Here is a 19,404-nt window from a genome sequence, read left to right on the forward strand (position 1 = left end):
TTAGATGCTGATGCTGATGCACTTTGGCTTGCGCTTACTGATGCGCTAGCTGATTGACTTGCACTTACAGAAGCTGAAGCACTTTGGCTAGCTGATACAGATGCTGATTGTCTAGCTGATACAGACGCTGATGCGCTTTGACTTGCACTTACAGAAGCTGAAGCACTTTGGCTAGCTGATACAGATGCTGATTGGCTAGCTGATACAGATGCTGATTGGCTAGCTGATACAGACGCTGATGCGCTTTGGCTCGCACTAATTGACGCAGACTGGCTCGCGCTTGCTGAGATAGAAGCTGAGTTCTGGTTGTTAGATGCTGATGCTGAAGCACTTTGGCTTGCGCTTACTGATGCGCTAGTTGATTGACTTGCACTTACAGAAGCTGAAGCACTTTGGCTAGCGGATACAGATGCTGATTGGCTAGCTGATACAGACGCTGATGCGCTTTGGCTTGCACTAATTGACGCAGATTGGCTCGCTGATACAGACGACGCTGAAGCGCTTTGGCTAGCATTTGCTGAGCTTGATGCTGATTGGCTGGCACTTGCTGATGCACTTTGGCTAGCTGATACAGACGCTGATTGGCTCGCACTTGCTGATGCACTTTGGCTAGCATTTGCTGAGCTTGATGCTGATTGGCTCGCACTGATGCTTGCACTTTGGCTAGCTGATACAGACGCTGAAGCACTTTGGCTTGCAGATACTGATGCACTAGTTGATTGGCTAGCTGATGCTGATGCTGAAGCGGATTGACTTGCAGATACTGATGCGCTAGTTGATTGACTTGCACTTACAGAAGCTGATGCACTTTGGCTAGCTGATACAGACGCTGAAGCGGATTGACTTGAGCTTACTGATTGGCTTGCTGATACAGACGCTGAAGCGCTTTGGCTAGCATTTGCTGAGTTTGATGCTGATTGGCTGGCACTTGCTGATGCACTTTGGCTAGCTGATACAGACGCTGATGCACTTTGGCTTGCAGATACTGATGCACTAGTTGATGCTGATGCTGATGCTGATGCTGATTGGCTTGAGCTTACTGAAGCACTTGCTGAACGGCTTGAGCTTACGCTTGCTGAGGCCGAGCGACTTGCACTAAGTGATGCACTCGCTGAACGGCTTGAACTTACGCTAGCTGAGGCCGAGCGACTTGCGCTAAGCGATGCACTCGCTGAGGCGCTTGCTGAACGGCTTGAGCTTACGCTTGCTGAGGCTGAGCGACTTGAGCTGAGTGATGCACTCGCTGAGGCACTTGCCGAACGGCTTGAGCTTACGCTCGCTGAGGCTGAGCGACTTGCGCTAAGCGATGCACTCGCTGAACGGCTTGAGCTTACGCTTGCTGAAGCTGAGCGACTTGCACTAAGCGATGCACTCGCTGAACGGCTTGAGCTTACGCTCGCTGATGTTGAGCGACTTGAGCTGAGTGATGCACTTGCTGAACGGCTTGAGCTTACGCTTGCTGAGGCTGAACGACTTGCGCTGAGTGATGCACTCGCACTTTGGCTTCCTGATACAGAAGCTGATACGCTACGGCTCACGCTCGCGCTTGCTGATGCACTTTGGCTCGCACTGGCTGACGTTGATGCACTAATACTTGCTGAGATAGATGCTGACGCACTTTGACTAGCACTAATTGACGCAGAGTGACTCGCGCTCAAACTCATTGATTCTGAAGCTGACTGTGTACTTGTTGATGCTGACGTTGATTGACTTGCAGATGTAGATTCACTCTCATATCGAGGGTTACGAGTAACATTGAAGCTTATTGTAGCTTGATTAACCACTCCTTGACCACCTGCGCCACTAACTCGTACATTGAACAATACCAAGTTCCCTTTGACAGGCGTTGGATAACCCCACATAGTCAAACGTGGTAAATATCCAATCTGACCTTGTTGACTCCGTACTTGCACAACATCCAATCGATAGTTAAGACCAAGTTGTTTCAAACGATTAGTGTCTGTCTCAGAAATATAGAGGGCATCTCTAGCAATATGCTCCTGCTTCCAAGTACCATTAAAGTGCTTGTTTTGTCCATTATGGAAATAAACATGTGTCTCAGGCATTGGTTTATAAGCTGTTTGATCAGGAATTGGATATCTCTTGGCATATTGACCATTTGGTGTATCGGTAAGAAATACACCAGCTTCAGAGTCAATAATACCTGGAATACCTTGGCGGAAACCAGAGTAACCCTTTTTCGGTGCAGTTGTTACTTGCTTATCTGCCGCTTGGTCTTTCTCAGCTTGCTTGGTTGTATCCTTACCTTGGGCTTGGTTCTTGTCTGCTACAACACCAGCTGCGATGTTGTTGCTAGTCGTTGCTGCTTGGCTTGTGCTAAGAGCTGCGCTTGCCAAACTTTGGTTAGCACTACCTGATACAAGACTTGCCGCAGGGTTGACCTTAAGGTTGAGCGATGCTGAAGCTGAGGTAGACACAGAAGTCTGAGCTGATGGTTCGCTAACAACTGATGTACTCTCAACTACAGAGGCAGGTGCTGGAGCGCTTGCTGACGCTGATGGTGTAGAGCTTACTGATGCAGATGCTTTTGCACTTGCTGAAGCTGATACAGGAGCTGATGTTGATTGACTCGCTGACTCAGATGCTGGAGCAGTTGACTGACTTGCTGATGTTGAAGCACTTGCAGATGCTGACTGACTCGCTGATGTTGAAGCACTTACAGATGCTGACTGACTCGCACTCGCTTGAGCCTCAACAGATTGACTGACTGATACAGAAGCTGAGGCAGATGCTTGTTCCGCTTGAGCTTTCTTTACTTCTGCTTGCGCTTGAGCAATGATTGAGTTAGTACTTGTTTCAGTTGTTTCAGCTGCTTTTGGTTCAGCAGCGATGACTGTTTTATCCTTTTCTGCATACTCAGATGTTTCATCCGCATAAACAGTTTGCTCTTGAGTCATCACAAATCCTGCAGCTCCCGCGGCCAGGATTCCCCCTATACCCGCTAGCGTGTTAAAACTAAGGTGTGCGTGATCAAGTTCTTCAGTGTCTGACAGGGTACTAGAGACAACTTCGCCCATCCCACCAATACGGAAGAGATCCAATTGAGAGTTCGAGGCTTTTACCCAGTTTTTACCCGACTTGTAAAGCTTATAACGCTTTTTCTCATCTACGATCTCGAAATCTTTGTTAAATTTTTTACTTCGAAACATTCTATTCCTTTCTTTTATCCAATTGCGACCCTTTGTTAACCTCATGACCATTAACAAAGCGTAGTTGCGCTGCCTCTCAAAACCAAAGATAATAAAACCGCAGTCAGTTTCAGTTTTTATCCCGTTGACTCAAAAAGCAGATTCCATCTGGGATATACCAGTTACTTTTATCTAGTATATACCATTTATCATTTTACCAAAACGGCTCCTCCTTTTCAAGCATTTATACTCGAAATGACCAATGAAAACGCCTAATTTTTATCTAAAATTCGCTTTTAAGATTCAAATTATTGAAGGCGTTTTATTATCTTTCGAAATTCCTAGACCCACCTTTCACACTAGTTCAATTAGATAGAGACAAAAAACCTTGACGAGCAAATCGTCAAGGTTCATCTGTTCTAGAGACCTCCTCCATCCAGAAAAAATCCTAGAAAAAGCGTCCCAACTGCATGAGTAGCGTGACCAAAAGGGTGACGAGAAAGAGAACTCCGCCCAACACAGCAATCATGCTAAAATCTTGCTTCTCCCTTTTTAGGGGTTTCTTTCGATTATCTAGCTGTTCTCGTATATGTTCTTGTAAAATTCCATTGTCCTTGTTAGACATGTGCTCCTCCTTTTCTGTTGATAGAAAGGAACTTGCTTTCATCGAAAGCAAGCCCTTGTCTTATTAGCTTATAAAATTGCCTTGTAGGCTTCCAGATCAGCCTGATTCGCCGCCTGTTTTTGCTTAGCAAGAGCAGCCTCCATCTCAGACGGAAGAGAGAGGACTCCCTGAATCTTGCCTACCATGGCTGATACATTTTCCACCGGATAAATGTGGCTTTCTGCAACGAAACGACGATTGTGACAAGTCGTCTCAAAACTGAGAATCAGCATATTGTTCTCAAAAGCTGTTCGACTACCATTGAGAATTTCATCACTGATATTGATATCCAGATACAAGTCACAGCGAGCAAAAAGTTCATTCACCTTAGCTGGACGAATATTAGGGTAGAGGGAAATATTCGGATAACGATTTAATTCCATCAAATGACTTGACATCTCAGTAATCGCTCCAATATGGAAATGAACATTTGGTAATTGAGTCAAAAGTGACTCAATTTGCTCGATTTGGTCACTATTCGTCAGGATCAAGGCTTCTGGATTCATATTATTGAGGCGATGGTATTGATAGAGATAACCGACATTGCGGAAGTAAGTTTTCTCTTTTGGTGTCGCAAGCTTGAGTATTTTATCATAAACTTGCTTATCCTGTACTGCAATACGGATGTTGCGATGAGGCAGCTGCATCGCTGCTTTCATGTTACCCGGCAACTCCTCTCCAATCGGCTCCTGCCAGAAAAGAATATCCTCTGCTCGTCCTTCTTTTGGAGTCAGACCAACGGCTACTAAAAATGGTGTTGCTAGAGAATTGTAGATAATGCGATCTGTATCATATCCACGATATCGCAAGTAAAAGATTACAAATTCTTGCTTAGAATTGAAAATATGGCGTTTTCCATCAAGAGTTAAGACAATATCCTCTGTTAGATGATTTTCCATAATCACCGTTACGTTATCTTGATTAAAGTAGCGTGTATGAGTTGGACGTTGAGCATCATCATAGGTAATCTGTGCAAAGAGACGTCCCTTGCGATTGTAAATGTCCGCAGCACGTACACGGCCTTGATCATCCAACCACTCGACTGCACGCACACGACGTTCGTGTGTTGGTTGACGGTAAAAGATATTGGCACGTTTCTTACCCATATCTAAGATTTCACCATTAACATTACTCGAGCGGATTTCCCACAAATGAGGCCTTGGAACAAGGTTAAAATAAAGAGGTAGATCGTCCTCTGAAGCCACATCTCCAGTAAAGTAACTGTAAGGCGACTCAACATCAGGTGCGAGGTAGCCATCGTCTCGGATCACGACAACAGGGCAGTCTAGCCCAGCTGCCTTAAGTGAACGTAACAAATCAAAACTCGCTTGATCATAGCGTTCAAATAAACAAATCATAGTGTTTATGCCTTTCTTTTCGAATCTCTACTGATGCTGTGCAGATTGAACAAGATCATACCAACGCTGGGCGATATGTTCATCAAGATATGGTTCTGCCACCTCGTAGGATACACGGGATAAATCTTCTTGGGAATGTTGAGTAAATAGCTGGACAATCTTTTCTGCATATTCCGTTGTCATTGCATCCAGATCATCTGGACGCGCCTCAGGAATCAAGTAGCCATTTTCCCCATCACGGATAAAGGTTGGATTTCCATAACGTACATCAAAACCAATAATTGGCAGACCAGAGCCAACCGCTTCTAACAAGGTCAAACCAAATCCTTCACTTGTAGAGGCAGACAGGTAAGCAGAGTAATTTCGGTAAACATCTGCCATGTGGTGATGCCCCATCAGGCGGATATACTCTTCTGCGTTTAACTCATGAATCAACTGCTCCAACATAGCTCTTTCACCACCCGTACCATAGATATCAAAAGTAATTTCAGGTAATTGCTCATGTGCCTTCACTACAGAGTGAATCAACCAATCAATATGCTTTTCACTTGCCAAGCGCGAAGCTGTAATCAATCCAAACGGCTTGCGCTCCCCTTCTGGATGACGCAATTGATCCAAACTTCCCACTGGAATAGTCAAGATTTCCTTTGGTTTGATGTTTGTATATTGAGCGAATTGTTCTTTGAGTAGGTTCGTTTGCGCATCGGTCGAGTTAATGATATAGTCCACCTCGTCAGCATATTCGAACTGATACTCATAATAGTTATTCCATAAAATATAGTCTTTCTCAGCAGGATTTTCACTAAAGTGGTCTGCATGAACGATGACGACTAGCTTTGCAGCGCCCTTATTAGCAAAGATAGCTTGACCAATATCTGTCTCTCGGTCTAAGATCAACAAATCTTTGTCCGTTAGAGACAAACTTCTTATAAAATGCGCGACAAACTCTTGCTTAGAATAGAAAACATGATTTGGGAAACGGTAGACTTGCGTCTCCTGCCTACCATCGACTTCATTGATGATTTCCTCATAAGCCACACTGCCATCTTCATCGAGCCAGGTACGTTGATATAATTGCGCATGACCATTCATCGGACTAAAATACTCGATAAAATTCTTCGTATAAGTATAGTACTCTTTTTGAATCAAACAACCACGCGAAACAATTTCAGCGCGCTCAATCAATTCTTTGTCCATGTCACAGGCATAACAAGTCACAAAATCACCATCACCAAATACAAGTCGAATCGTCTTCATATCGGTGTCCCGAATAATTTCGAGGGGCTCTTTATCGAAACTCGCCAAGACCTGTGCTAGCGTATAGGTCGTCGGTGCAATTTTAACATCTGTAAAATACTGATAAAGCCAGATAACCTCAGAATCTTCAAAGCCAATATTCTTTGTCAGATGTTCAATGTTATCAGCAGATATAAAATCCATAAAGATGAACTTCGCATCTAAGCCAACACTACGAAGCAATTTTGCACGGTAGATCTGTGCATATTCTACACCGCTACTCGCCCAGCCAATCCCCAAATTGATGTTATAAATTGTCATATTTGATTATCCTCTTACAAAAAGTTATCTCGTTTAATTCTCGAAAGACGTTTGATTCTCTTGCCCTTATCATCGTCGAACTTATCTTCGTCTTTCTTTTTGGGTTTTGCGCGACGTGAAGTGATGTGGCTGACAGAGATGGCACTATCTGTTCCTGTTTTTGCAAGGGGTTGTTCGAGATGGATTTTCTCACTCTCAGGCACCACCTCTTCTTTCTCCTTAGCAACTTCCTCTGGTCTATCAAGTTCTTTACGTAATTCTTGAATTTTTTTGATATCTTTTGGTTTACCATCGATATCGTCCAGTTCTAGAAAATCATCAATTCGACTAATAATATTTTTAATTTTTTCTTTTTGTAAATTATACAATCTCTCGACCTCTGCCCGTTTTTTGGTCAGAGTATCGATTTCTTCGAGAATAGATTCTCTCGTATCTAAGTAGTCTTTTTGTGCCTTTTCTAAAACTTCTTTAGCTTCTTTTTCGGCCCTATCATGAGCTTCAATGACAAGAGATTTGGCATAAATGACTGCTTCACCGATCTCTTTTTCTTGATTCTTCATAGAGTCGATTTTTTTACGTAGGGATTCAATCTTTTCATTCTTCTTTTGAATTTCACGATCGAACCCTTCCTCTAATGCTTCGATACAATCTTCGACTTCCTTAGCACGGTAGTTACCGAACAATGTTTTCTTCAGTCTCATTTTGCTCCCTCTATTCCTTACTTATTCTAATTTACACTACTACTCCTCATTGTAGCATAAAATAGCGTAAATTGCTATTCTTTTCTAAGCTCCAAATAAGGAAAATATCCTGAAGCGCTATCAAGCAAAATCCGAACTTAGTTTAAAGCTCATCCATTTCTAAAAAAATGTCTGATTGATAGGTCAGACATTTTTAAAAGTAAAAACATGAACGCTACTTCTTAGACCAGAAAGAATTCGAGTTATTACTTCCTATTTTAAAATTTTAGTTCCGTCCAAGTAAGCGGTGTATAGCCAAGCAATTCCACACCATCATACTCGACTGTTTTCACGATCTCCTGGATGTTTGTTTTCAACTCTTCAGTTGCTACGCTATTTGAATCATCCAAGACCACATCATCTTCCACGACGAAGAGTGGTTTTTGGTAACGATCATAAAGATTGTTCATCACGAGACGAAGTCCAACAGAATCAATGCGATTTTGATTTTGGCCATTACTTGCATATTTGTTGATAAAAACTTCTTGGGAATTGCTTGATGCATAATAACTGAAGCTGACAAAGTCAATTTTCCCATCTCTTAGGACAAAGAGGTCATCATTTTCAATATCCAAGGCGATTTGATCACGTTCCAAACGACGTAAAAAGTGATTTGGGTAGTATCCACGAACTTGCACGTCTGTAAACAAATAATTTTCCCTATCTTTGACTTCTGCTTCCATTACATCAATAGCATTTTCAGTTTGCTGACTGTAATTTTTACTAACAACCATCATCCCACCAAACTGAAACTCTGGATTGATTGCTTTTCCGAGCTTGATTGCACGTGCAGAAGCAACCAATTGATAATGAGCTGCTTGCCAAATCATCTGTTCTTGATTGTCATCTGCTCCAAAAGACAATCCCCCACCAAGAAACGGCAAATGGTGCAAAACGTTGAATTCATTGAAGGTAATCCAATACTTCACTTTGTCCTTAAAGTACTGAAAGACAGCTTCTGCATAACGCTCAAAGAGTTCGATCATCTTGCGGCTTTTCCAAGCTCCATATTTTTCATATAGATTCAGCGGAAGGTCAAAGTGACTCAAGGTCACAATCGGTTCGATATCTTTTTCTAATACGTCATCGATGATTGCTTCATAATATTTCAACCCCTCTTCACTCGGCTGCAACTCTTCACCACTTGGAAAGATGCGTGCCCAAGAGATCGAGATTCTGTAGGCATTAAAACCCATTGATTGAATCAAATTCAGTTCTTCCGTATAATCTCTCTGACCTGCTGAAGCAAATCTCCCTAGGATATCATAAGATCCTAAAGGTACATTTTTGTAGTCAACTGTTCCATTCAAAACTTCTATCCGAGATTGGTCAACTGGTAGTACATCTGTAGTACCCAAACCTTTGTTACTATTTGACATCATATTTCTAATCATAGCGACTCCTTTTGATTTTTATTATTTCTAGTTAATGATTGCAAGTTCTTTTTAGAAGGATTTCTCATCTTCCCTTTTTTGAGTAATAGCAGCCAAACCAGACAATTCACTTGCAACATTTCTTAAGTCACGTGCTAGAGGCTGCGAACCTGGTTTGAGTAGGTGGTAGAGTTGGCGTTCTGTCATCCTTAAATTTGTACCATTTGATTCTGAATAGTGAGACAGATGTTTCAGAGAGTCTTGCAAATCTACATTCTTTATTGATTCCTCTCTATTTTCAAGTTCCTGTTGCTCCTCAGCAATATGTGTTTGAGACAATCCTTCTTCAGAAATTTCAGGTGTCATCACTTCTTGCACTTTTTGCTGGTGAGTTAGAGGGCTCATATCCAGTTCAGAGAGGCTCTTATACAGACGTTCCGAAGCATGCAAGTCATGCGCGAATACCTCTGTCTCCGCCACACTCTGTCTATAGGAACCAAATTCTGATTCTAACATACTATAGGATTGAGATAGGGATGCTTTCCTGAAACTCACCGAATCAGCTACACTCTGACTTTGACTTAAAGATTCAGATATTTGTTGACTTTGACTTAAGGATTCGGACTCACTGAGATAGAGGATTTCGCTCAAACTTAACGACTCGGACTCAGAAAGTAGATGAGAAATCATCTCACTCAAGGAATGAGATTCGGAAATCGATTCCCATTCGCTCTGGCTCAGGCTATAGAACTCGGACTCGGAAACACTCTGACTCGCTTGTTCTGATTCGGAAAAACTCCACCACTCTGATTCTGAAATGCTTTGGGATTCGGATATGGATTCCCATTCACTCTGGCTTAGGCTATAGAACTCGGACTCGGAAACACTCTGACTCGCTTGTTCTGATTCGGAATAGCTCCACCACTCTGATTTTGAGTAGCTTTGGGATTCTGATTCCCACTCACTCTGGCTCAGGCTATAGAACTCGGACTCGGAGACACTCTGACTCGCTTGTTCTGATTCGGAATAACTCCACCACTCTGATTCTGAAATGCTTTGGGATTCTGAAATCGATTCCCACTCACTCTGGCTCAGGCTATAGAACTCGGACTCGGAAACACTCTGACTCGCTTGTTCTGATTCGGAATAACTCCACCACTCTGTTTCTGAAATGCTTTGGGATTCTGAAATCGATTCCCACTCACTCTGGCTCAGGCTATAGAACTCAGACTCGGAGACACTCTGGCTTGCTTGTTCTGATTCGGAATAATTCCACCACTCTGATTTTGAGTAGCTTTGGGATTCTGATTCCCACTCACTCTGACTCAGGCTATAGAACTCAGACTCGGAGACACTCTGACTCACTTGTTCTGATTCGGAATAACTCCACCACTCTGTTTCTGAAATGCTTTGGGATTCTGAAATCGATTCCCACTCACTCTGGCTCAGGCTATAGAACTCAGACTCGGAGACACTCTGGCTTGCTTGTTCTGATTCGGAATAATTCCACCACTCTGATTTTGAGTAGCTTTGGGATTCTGATTCCCACTCACTCTGACTCAGGCTATAGAACTCAGACTCGGAGACACTCTGACTCGCTTGTTCTGATTCAGAATAACTCCACCACTCTGCTTCTGAAATGCTTTGGGATTCTGAAACGGATTCCCACTCACTTTGGCTTAGGCTATAGAACTCAGACTCGGAAACACTCTGACTCGCTTGCTCTGATTCATTCAAAGAAAGAGGCTCTGAGTATGCAATACTTTCACTCAAAGAGAATGCGTCCGTATCCTGACAAAGGGACTCCTCTGTCAAATGCTCAGAAATAGAGAGACTATCAACCAAGGAAAGAGACCCAAATTCAGATTCTGAAGAAGAGACCGCTAATGAGTAGTTCTCAGACATGGACTCTCGAAGCGAGAGTCCTTTTGCTGATATACTCTGGCTAAACGACTCACTGTACGAATCTGCGACAGAAAGGCTGAGGGAAGCTAAAGCGCTAGTTGACAAACTCTGACTAACATTCCTTATCAAGTCAGCTACTCCCAAACTGTTCCTTTCCTGAAAGTCTTCTAAGGCTTCCATGACAGAAACTGACTCTGTTGGTAACTCGAGATCTTCACTAGCACTCAGAATAATTTCCTTTTGCTCTTTGAGTTTTCGACTAACGGGCTTTGATTTAGTTGCATCTAGGCTACGGTAATCACTATCTTCCCTACCCGTTTGCTTAAACTTTGATATCAAACGTTTAAATCCCTTTAGCTCTTTGTTATTATTTTTACTCATAATATGATTTTCTCCAAAAATACAGTTATATCATCATTATAAAGTCTACAACAGAATCTGTCAAAGTATTAGCCAAAGAAAACTTCTAACTTCCCAGAAGGCTTAATATTAATGTAACTCAATGCCATATTTTTTATAATGTTTAGATTTATATCTGCATTCATTCTTTTGTATGATTTAAAAGCTTCTTTATGAAACTCAAAGACAGGATTTTTTTGGGCATACCCTTGACTAGACACCAAACCTTGAAATTGCTGTAAATAGTCAACCTGCTCAACCCAACAGTCATCTATCGCTCTCAAAACAACAGTTCGTTGAAATTGATTGAACAACTCTGAATCCTTGATTTTATCTTTTTTCTGCTGGTATTCTGAAACAAGGAGGTCAGATAAAAACTTTTTAACTTGCCGTAAATCCGTAACATCTAGATCATCTGGAATATCCTCGCAGTAATAACTAATGTTATCCAAAACAAAGCGAAACAAATCCGCCCGCTCTTTAAACGGTGTTTTACTTGTATAAATGTCCACTGCATCCGATAGGGTAGACAAGAAATAGGTCAAATCAAAGTCTGGATGGGAGATGAGCTTATTACGCTTATTGTAGATAATCTGTCGCTGAATACGGATACTTTCATCATATCGTTCCGTTGAACGTCTGGAAGCCGCTGACGCGTTATCACTATTCTTCTGAGCTTCTTCAACCGCATATCTAATACGACGAGAGGTCAAATGAATCTTTTGTTTTTCCTCTGGTTTTGCAATTTCTTTGTGATAGTACTCACTAATCCATTTGCTACCAGACTTGGAAATAAGATCATCCTCAAGAGAAATAAAGAATTTGCTCAATCCTGGAGCGCCTTGTCGTCCGGCACGACCGCGAAGCTGCAAATCGACTCGCTCACTGGACATTCTCTCTGTTCCAACAACAGCAAGTCCACCCAACTCAGCAACCCCTTCTTCCAAGATAATATCTGTTCCACGACCTGCCATTGATGTTGCTACCGTCACTGCAGAACGTCTACCCGCCAGTGCGATCATCTCAGCCTCTTTCGCTGCATTATGGGCGTTCAACACATTATGGGCGATTCCCTCTTGGAGTAAGAGCATAGAATAAATCTCAGACATTCCAACTGATCCTGTCGCAATTAAAACTGGCTGACCTTTTTTATGTAATTTTTTGATATACTCCAATGAAGCATATAATTTTTGAGGAATCGTGAGATAGATTTCATCTGGATAATCAATTCGTAAATTGGGTTTTCGTGTAGGAACAACTACGACTCCTAAGTCGTAAACGTCTCTGAACTCCTCCTCACAAACTTTACCAGTACCCGTCATTCCTGCTAATTTTGGAAACATTCTAAATAAATTTTGATAGGTAATAGAGGCCATCGAACGCGTTTCCAATGTGATTTTCACACGTTCTCTGGCTTCTAGCGCTTGGTGCAATCCTGATTGGAGTTTATTCCCTTCCAAGAGACGCCCTGTCGCCTCATCCATCAGTTTAACTTCACCATTATCCACCGTGTACTGACGATCTTTTTCAAATAAGTGGTTGGCTCTCAAAGCTAGGTTAATTTGGCGAATGAGCTGGTAATTATCTGGATCATAGGCATTCTGAACGCGGAAATAAACCTCTGCTTCCTTTACTCCTTTTCTCGTCAACCATACCGATGTCCGAGTGGAGTCTAAATTAAAATCTTCCCCTTCTTTTAGAGTTTTTACAAACTCATCACACGAGAGAAAGAGGTTGGATTGCACCCGAGGAGAACCTGAAATGATTAGAGGCATCTGCGCACTATCTAGCAAGGCTGCATCTACTTCATCGACCAAACAAAAATAAAATTTTGGCAAAAACTTCTTTGATTGAGATGTCGCCAAGTTTTCTTCTAGGTAATCAAACCCTAACGCACTATGTGTTGTATAGACAATATCATTCTTATAGATTTGTTGTTTTTGAGGAATTTTAAGTTTTTTTGTCGGATCGTCCGAGACACCAACCCCAACTGTCATTCCTAAAAATCGAAAAACGGGTGCCATTTGTTTAGCATCACGCGCTGCCAAATATTCATTGGCCGTGACTAGGATTGTACTTTTTTCCGTCAAAGCATTTAGGTATAAAGGAAGGATAGCTGTCAAGGTTTTTCCTTCCCCTGTTCTCATTTCTGCAATCTGATTGTCTTGCATAACCAAGGCCCCTAAAACCTGAACATTATAAGGATATAATCCTAATACACGCTTGGCTGCCTCACGAATGGTTGCATACGCTTCTGGCAAAATGGACTGCAAACTTTCTCCTCCAGAAAGGCGTTCTTTAAACCATTTTGTCTGAGCTTGCAGTTTCTCATTTGACATAGCTGCATAACTATCAGATAGTTTATTAACCTTCTCCAAAATCTTTTTGTAACGCATTAGTTTATAGGAGTTGGTCAAATTGAATCGTTTAGTTTTCATTCTCTCTCATCCACTCTTCAATCTTTTCCAAGTCAATCGCTTGAAGTAAAAATGACTTATCTAATAAATATTCAATGTTTGCTAGTTCACGTGGTCTAGTCTTCAAGTCCGCATATTCCTTAACTTTTGTCGGATTAAATTGCTGTAGCAATAATTCTTTAAAAATAGGCGGATTTACTCGATTACGGTAACGTTCCAGCAAGCGTTGATAGTCTAGTTCGCTTAAAAACTCATCCGTCACAAGAGCGTATGAATTTCCAAATTGTTTGGAGTAATGCAAGGCCGCAATATTAGAAATCGCTCCATAACCAACAAAAGCCACTTTTTCAAAAAGATGCTCTTGCGCTAATTCTTCAATCGTTTCAAGCAAGGTTTCGTAAAAACGTTCCTCCATGTATAGGAGCGCTTCTCTATAAGACGAATTAACAATCAATACATTTGAGAAATGTTCACGAACACGTTCTGGAATAAAACCTGTTCGATTGAGTTCAGGTTCAGTAAAGCAAACATACATCGTTTCTTTCTCGGAATCCTGATGAAGCAAATCAGAAATCCAGTAGCGATCCACTGTATAATCCGCCAACTGCTCCTCAGCAACATAAATCCCTTCAAAAAGGAAGCGATGACAACCCGAGCTGACTAACTGCACCTTATAATATTGTGTATTATCTGGAACGCATACGCTGACTCTCTCTCCCTGTTTAATGATCTGATTCGAAATTTCTTCGTCTCGAGCATCCATAAATTCAACTTTTAAGTATGTTGAATTTTCTGGGATGGTTTCTATATGACTGCCAAAAATATAGTTTTGCCCACGTTTCAATTCAGGAAGCTGACTCGTATTGCGTAAGGCCTGATAGTTTGCCCGTGAATGCCATTCATGAATAACTGTCCCCGAAGGCATGAACTGGTTTTCATACAAAACATGACCACCATCTAACAGTTTGACAGATGAACCGTATAGATACTGAGATACGCTTTGGATATCCCAATAAGCAAAATAGACTTCTTCCTTGTATCTCACGATTTAAACTCCCTTTCAAAACTATTCATTAATAGCGTTTTATATTGATTAAAGAACCATTCGACAATACCTTGTGTATCGTCGTTGTGTCGTCCAGTCAATCCCTTACTGATAACGCTGACGCGGTAATCTCGCTGTCCTAACTCATCCAGCATATCAGGATAGGCCGACATATCATAGTCATCTTGATACATAAAGGAGATAATGAATTTTGTTCTTGAGAAATCAGCTGACTCAAAAGCCGTCCAGAAACGTTCGTTAAGCTGAGCTGTAGCTCCACTTGATAACTCCCCTATTGTGCGGTACACCAAATCCAGTGACGTTGGAAATCCTCCCGGACGAATAGTTGACTCATTTTCTGCCATATCTCCTAAGTTGACAAGAGGTTTTCCGACAATGACGGCATGAGGTTCCAACTTAGAACTATAGTAAAGGGCGCCAAAAGTACCCATTGATAAACCTGACAAGGTCAGTTGTTCCTTCGTAAAACCGAGTTCATCTAAGCAGTTATGAACCACTTGGAGAAGTTTTTGTTCCAGCTCCTCCGATCCAAGATAGAATGCGCCCCCTTCTGAACGCGGATCCCCTACTAGTAAGAATGGCGATCCCAAATTATTCATCATCCAGTATCCCTCGAATCCCTCTGCAGGACGGTACCCTGAAAAATAGATGTTCAACGGTGGTTTCAAATCTCCTGGATGGAAGAAATAAATCAGTTCTTCTCTATTTTTATCGCTAATTCGTTTTCCTCCGACTAACAAGTCTCCATAGCCTAGATGGGAGTCTCGATAGTGGCAGGGACCAAGTTTTACAATTCCTTGTCCTTTTGCTTGAATACTGATACTCAAATAATACGAATCATTTACATCTAACGTCAGAGGCCGATCAAAGCTCGTTTCATCATAAATCCATTCTTGCATGGGAGAATTTCCAGCTGGAAAACCTTTGACAACGTAGCGGATTGAACAACCTTCTGAAACCCTGAACTCAGGCCACAGATCTAAGGGCATCTCCCCACTCAGAAAAACATTATGTTGATAGGTCGCAATAGTCTGATAATCCTCGCCGTATCGGCCACACAAACGAAGGTAATTTGTCCCTTCATAACTGACTTGCCCCTCAAAAGATGGTGCAGCGACTAGATGATTAACACTTAGTTTCGTTCCATTTTGCTTAGAGAAAAAACCACGTGAAAATATATGTAGCATCTGCTCTGGATTTTCAAAATTTGTTTTCACAGCTTTTTTGCGCAAAAGAAATCGTTCCAGCGTTTTTGTAGTGATTTGACAACGCTCATGATAGAACAGACGGTAAACCTGAATTTTCTGATCCAAGATAGTGACATACTCTAAATATTCAGCAGTATCTACTAACACGACATCAAACGGTTTGTCTACTTTTTTCTTCTTTTTTTTCCCGTTTTCCGCCTCAACTTCTCTATTTAAGATCCCGATATCTTCTGGCAATAAAGAGACGATGTCTTCTGGTTTGACAAATGTCCATTTTATATTACTAGGAATTTCATATTGCTCCTGCCAATTTTCATCAGCAATTTGCAAAACACTAATTTTTTTCATTTCCTTTTAATTCCTTTATGGTATTTTTCCACATATCGACAATCTCACCCCTTGTATACTGTTCAATCTTCTTGACTGAGTGAACTAGAGATTGATTCCAATGTTCTAAGTTTGTGAGGTAGTATAAGAGTGCCTCTTCGAAATCTGAAATATCATCTAGAATCCAACCATTTTCTCCATGCTTCACATAAGAAGAACTATACAAGTTAACCTGAGGGATCCCTCCACTAATGCCAGCGATTTGAGTCAACACATCAGCTGGAGTTCCCAAATCTAGTATAATACGAACGTACTTCAGAACTTTAATCAAATCGCTGTCGCTATGAATGGTCTCAATATCAATCCGTTCGCGAACAATCTCCTCTTCATCATCAAGAACTCGGTTTTCACCTCTCGCTCTCTTCTCTTTATCAACAAAAATCAATTCTTGTTCATATTCTGGCTTAAGAGATCGATAGCTTTCTAGTACCTGTTTTATATAGGCCTCTCGACCAAAATCCTGACTTTGTGTTCCAACCAGCAAGTCAATCCATTCATTTTTCAACATCATTTCAAACAAAGTCGTAAACACATATTGAATTTGATCTGCTGGTAGATTGTCGTAATTGACGTAAACAATCAACTCTTTTTTTCTTTGACTATGCCCTAGGTTTAGATGAGTATCATAAGGCGGAATCTCATAAAATCCCGGCAACTGTTCTAGATCAACATTAGCGGCTATCGTTTCAATTTTATTTAAACTATCGACAACGAAGAACGGCGTGTCTGTCAAATCCGTTAGCAGCTGCTCCTGATTTGTAATTGGATAGCGATCTCCAAAAAAAGACAAGATAACATGATGGTTTTCCTTAATCTTTTGGAAAAAGTGATTGTGCTGTACATCTGACGAAATCACAATCGTATCATCCTTGGTTAGCGAAGAAGTTAGATACTGATCTAGTTTTTCATTGATCAATTCTTCGATATCTCGGTAAACTTCTTTTGTAAATGTAGCCTGTGCCTCAGGGTTGATAAGTACTTGATGATTTTCTGTGCTCAAAAATTCCCTAAACTGCCATGTACCTTGTAAATTTAAATAATCTTGGTAGTAAGGCTGATCATTTTCAAAATAGATGATACTTGAAACAAATCCACGATCATCAAAAATTAGCTGATGATTTGTCTGCCCACCCTCAAAATAAGTAATATCAAAGAAATTACCTGTTTGTGAAAAGTTAATTTTAGCATAGTGTTCTTGATTTAAATATACCTCAATCATAAAAGGAGTATAGAAGAATTCTACTCCTTGAGGCCATTTAATATCTTCCAGACGAATTTTACGTACAGATACATCCGTCAGACCTTGTATGGTATCAAATAGATTCCATACAGTTTCTGGCAATATTCTTTGCTGATAAAGAAAGGTTCGAATATGTGTTGAATAGTTCAAAATCAGAGTGGTATTTGCCTCTCCTGATTGCTGAAACATTCGCAGCAAATTCACCGCATCATCAAACATCATATTTTTAGACACGTAATAGAAAGGCAGGGTGGTAGAATACCATTTCCGATCTTGTCTATACCAAGATGGTACAAAGTAAAACATATCCCTCTATTCTCCTTTAAATTCTAATTCTTTGTGGTAGTAAGTCCCAATTCTCAAGATACGTATTTCTTCATGCAAAGGCAAGAGCATACTGACTAAAATGATCAATGTACTTGGTATAGTCAAAAGCAAATTTGGAAGAGGTAGGAAGAAATTAATGAAATAGGGTAAACCAATAAAAACGATCAGGTAGAGTGCTCCTACGTTAGATTGTAAGGAAATGTAATGTTTCAAAACTTTTAAAGTTGCTTTCCCCGGCTGGATATAATCTAGGTATTCTCCTTGACGTTGTAAACGTTTCGCTGTTTCTTCTGGTTCTAAGTTGATATAGGCAAATAAAATTGCAAGAAGATAGATAGCAAGCAGGTAAAAGGCTAAACTTAGGGGTTTTGTAAAGTCAAATAAACTACCAAAATTTTTTGTAAAACCATGTCCAAACCAGTCTAATACCAACTGAAGCAACATAATAACACTCGAGGCATACATAATAGGCATTCCCCCAGAGGGAAGAAATTTGATAGGGAGGTAAGATTTGCCATAGTAACGACTACTTAGCATGACTCGATTTAGAGGCAAACGAATTTCAGCTCTCTCGCAGACCACAGCGATATAGCCCAAGAGCAAAAATGAGATCGTCGCACCTACTAGAAAGGCTAATCCTTCTTTAGAAAAAACAGATTGTCCTATCAATACTACTAATTGGTTAGCAAATTGTAGCAGAATTCCTGAAATAATAATAATTGTCTGCCCGCCTACTCCCTTGCTAACATTCAAACTAGCCAACCAGATAATAACAAAGCTTCCTGCTACAACAGTTGCTAGTACAGCCATATTATAAATCCAATCATCTACAAGAAGCAAAAAGCGTCCATTTTCCGAACGAGCTGTGTACATAACAGCTATCCCCTGTAACACGGAAAAAATCAAAGTGAGAATCTTTTGCACAAAATCCGCTTTTTTCAATGACCAGGACTGGATATTCCAACTTTTATTCAAGTTGATGACCTGCCAGACAATCATCGTCGTAATCCATGGACCTAATCCCAGAGAAAACATGGAAATCTGAGAGACATCTACTCCTGCCAAGGAATACAAATAGGCCAAGGGATTTTGCTCAGTTATTTGCGAAAAACCTGTATTGCCATTGTATCCTGGAAGTAAAATATGGCGACCAAGTAAATAGATCGCAATGATCAAAATTGTAAAAATTGCTCTTCGGAAAAAAATACTTGTTCGTTTCTGTTTCTTAAGACCGAAATGTTTCATCTGTCATCCTTTATTCTTTATATTTAGCAAGTCTTGCGATCATTTTCTAGCAATGTTCATGCACCATCATAACAGCAAGACAACTCAAGAAAACAGGCTCATCCCACTGATAATCAAGATAGGATTAACTGGCTTACCATGATATTTCACCTACGAAATACAGGAGCACCTCATGAGTGTAAATCTACTTGGAGCTTCTCTTCTATCCTTGAATATTTTCATGTGAGAACACCTGTTCTTCCATTTTTTCTATTTGAACATTATCAAATGCATAAACGGATTTACTTAATCCTTAAAATTTTTATAAGTATATCAACTCTGTCACCATGATTGACATCTAAAAAACCATTCCCATACCAAATCTCTGAA

Annotated in this window: 12 protein-coding genes; all 12 read right to left on the reverse strand. The window is 40.9% G+C overall.

Features of this window, described 5'->3' with window-relative positions; translation table 11 throughout:
- Positions 1 to 3,170, reverse strand: a 3,170-nt coding sequence (locus tag HF881_RS08895; RefSeq protein ID WP_169447193.1) for a KxYKxGKxW signal peptide domain-containing protein, incomplete at its 3' end; no start/stop codon positions are given.
- A 427-nt stretch (positions 3,171 to 3,597) separates the two neighbouring features.
- Positions 3,598 to 3,774, reverse strand: coding sequence for an XRE family transcriptional regulator (locus tag HF881_RS08900; RefSeq protein WP_084945370.1), 177 nt, complete (start codon positions 3,772 to 3,774; stop codon positions 3,598 to 3,600).
- Positions 3,775 to 3,842: 68 nt separating this feature from the next.
- Complete coding sequence (gtfB, locus tag HF881_RS08905; protein WP_169447194.1) at positions 3,843 to 5,171, reverse strand: accessory Sec system glycosylation chaperone GtfB; 1,329 nt, start codon at positions 5,169 to 5,171, stop codon at positions 3,843 to 3,845.
- 27 nt (positions 5,172 to 5,198) lie between these two features.
- Entirely contained in the window at positions 5,199 to 6,728 is a 1,530-nt protein-coding gene (gtfA, locus tag HF881_RS08910; protein WP_169447195.1) for an accessory Sec system glycosyltransferase GtfA, read from the reverse strand.
- Positions 6,729 to 6,742: 14 nt separating this feature from the next.
- Entirely contained in the window at positions 6,743 to 7,429 is a 687-nt protein-coding gene (locus HF881_RS08915) for a hypothetical protein (protein WP_169447196.1), read from the reverse strand.
- Positions 7,430 to 7,686: 257 nt separating this feature from the next.
- Complete coding sequence (locus HF881_RS08920; RefSeq protein WP_169447197.1) at positions 7,687 to 8,862, reverse strand: glycoside hydrolase family 1 protein; 1,176 nt, start codon at positions 8,860 to 8,862, stop codon at positions 7,687 to 7,689.
- Between the two features lie 51 nt (positions 8,863 to 8,913).
- The gene (locus tag HF881_RS08925; protein WP_169447198.1) at positions 8,914 to 11,127 is read right to left on the reverse strand and encodes a hypothetical protein; all 2,214 of its coding nucleotides are present in this window, start codon (positions 11,125 to 11,127) and stop codon (positions 8,914 to 8,916) included.
- A gap of 68 nt (positions 11,128 to 11,195) precedes the next feature.
- Positions 11,196 to 13,583, reverse strand: coding sequence for an accessory Sec system translocase SecA2 (gene secA2, locus HF881_RS08930; protein WP_169447199.1), 2,388 nt, complete (start codon positions 13,581 to 13,583; stop codon positions 11,196 to 11,198).
- Positions 13,573 to 14,607 (reverse strand): accessory Sec system protein Asp3, encoded by a 1,035-nt coding sequence (gene asp3, locus HF881_RS08935; protein WP_169447200.1) that lies wholly within the window; start codon positions 14,605 to 14,607, stop codon positions 13,573 to 13,575. The genes secA2 and asp3 overlap by 11 nt, the downstream gene beginning before the upstream one ends.
- Positions 14,604 to 16,184: an accessory Sec system protein Asp2 gene (asp2, locus tag HF881_RS08940; RefSeq protein ID WP_169447201.1), complete on the reverse strand. Its 1,581-nt coding sequence runs from the start codon at positions 16,182 to 16,184 to the stop codon at positions 14,604 to 14,606. Before asp2 ends, asp3 begins: the two co-directional genes overlap by 4 nt.
- Positions 16,171 to 17,769, reverse strand: a complete 1,599-nt coding sequence (gene asp1 / locus HF881_RS08945) for an accessory Sec system protein Asp1 (RefSeq protein WP_169447202.1) — start codon at positions 17,767 to 17,769, stop codon at positions 16,171 to 16,173. The genes asp2 and asp1 overlap by 14 nt, the downstream gene beginning before the upstream one ends.
- 6 nt (positions 17,770 to 17,775) lie before the next feature.
- The gene (locus HF881_RS08950; RefSeq protein WP_169447203.1) at positions 17,776 to 19,035 is read right to left on the reverse strand and encodes an accessory Sec system protein translocase subunit SecY2; all 1,260 of its coding nucleotides are present in this window, start codon (positions 19,033 to 19,035) and stop codon (positions 17,776 to 17,778) included.
- Between the last annotated feature and the right edge of the window lie 369 nt (positions 19,036 to 19,404).

This window comes from Streptococcus sp. WB01_FAA12 (assembly GCF_012843315.1).
In the GTDB taxonomy this organism is placed as follows: domain Bacteria; phylum Bacillota; class Bacilli; order Lactobacillales; family Streptococcaceae; genus Streptococcus.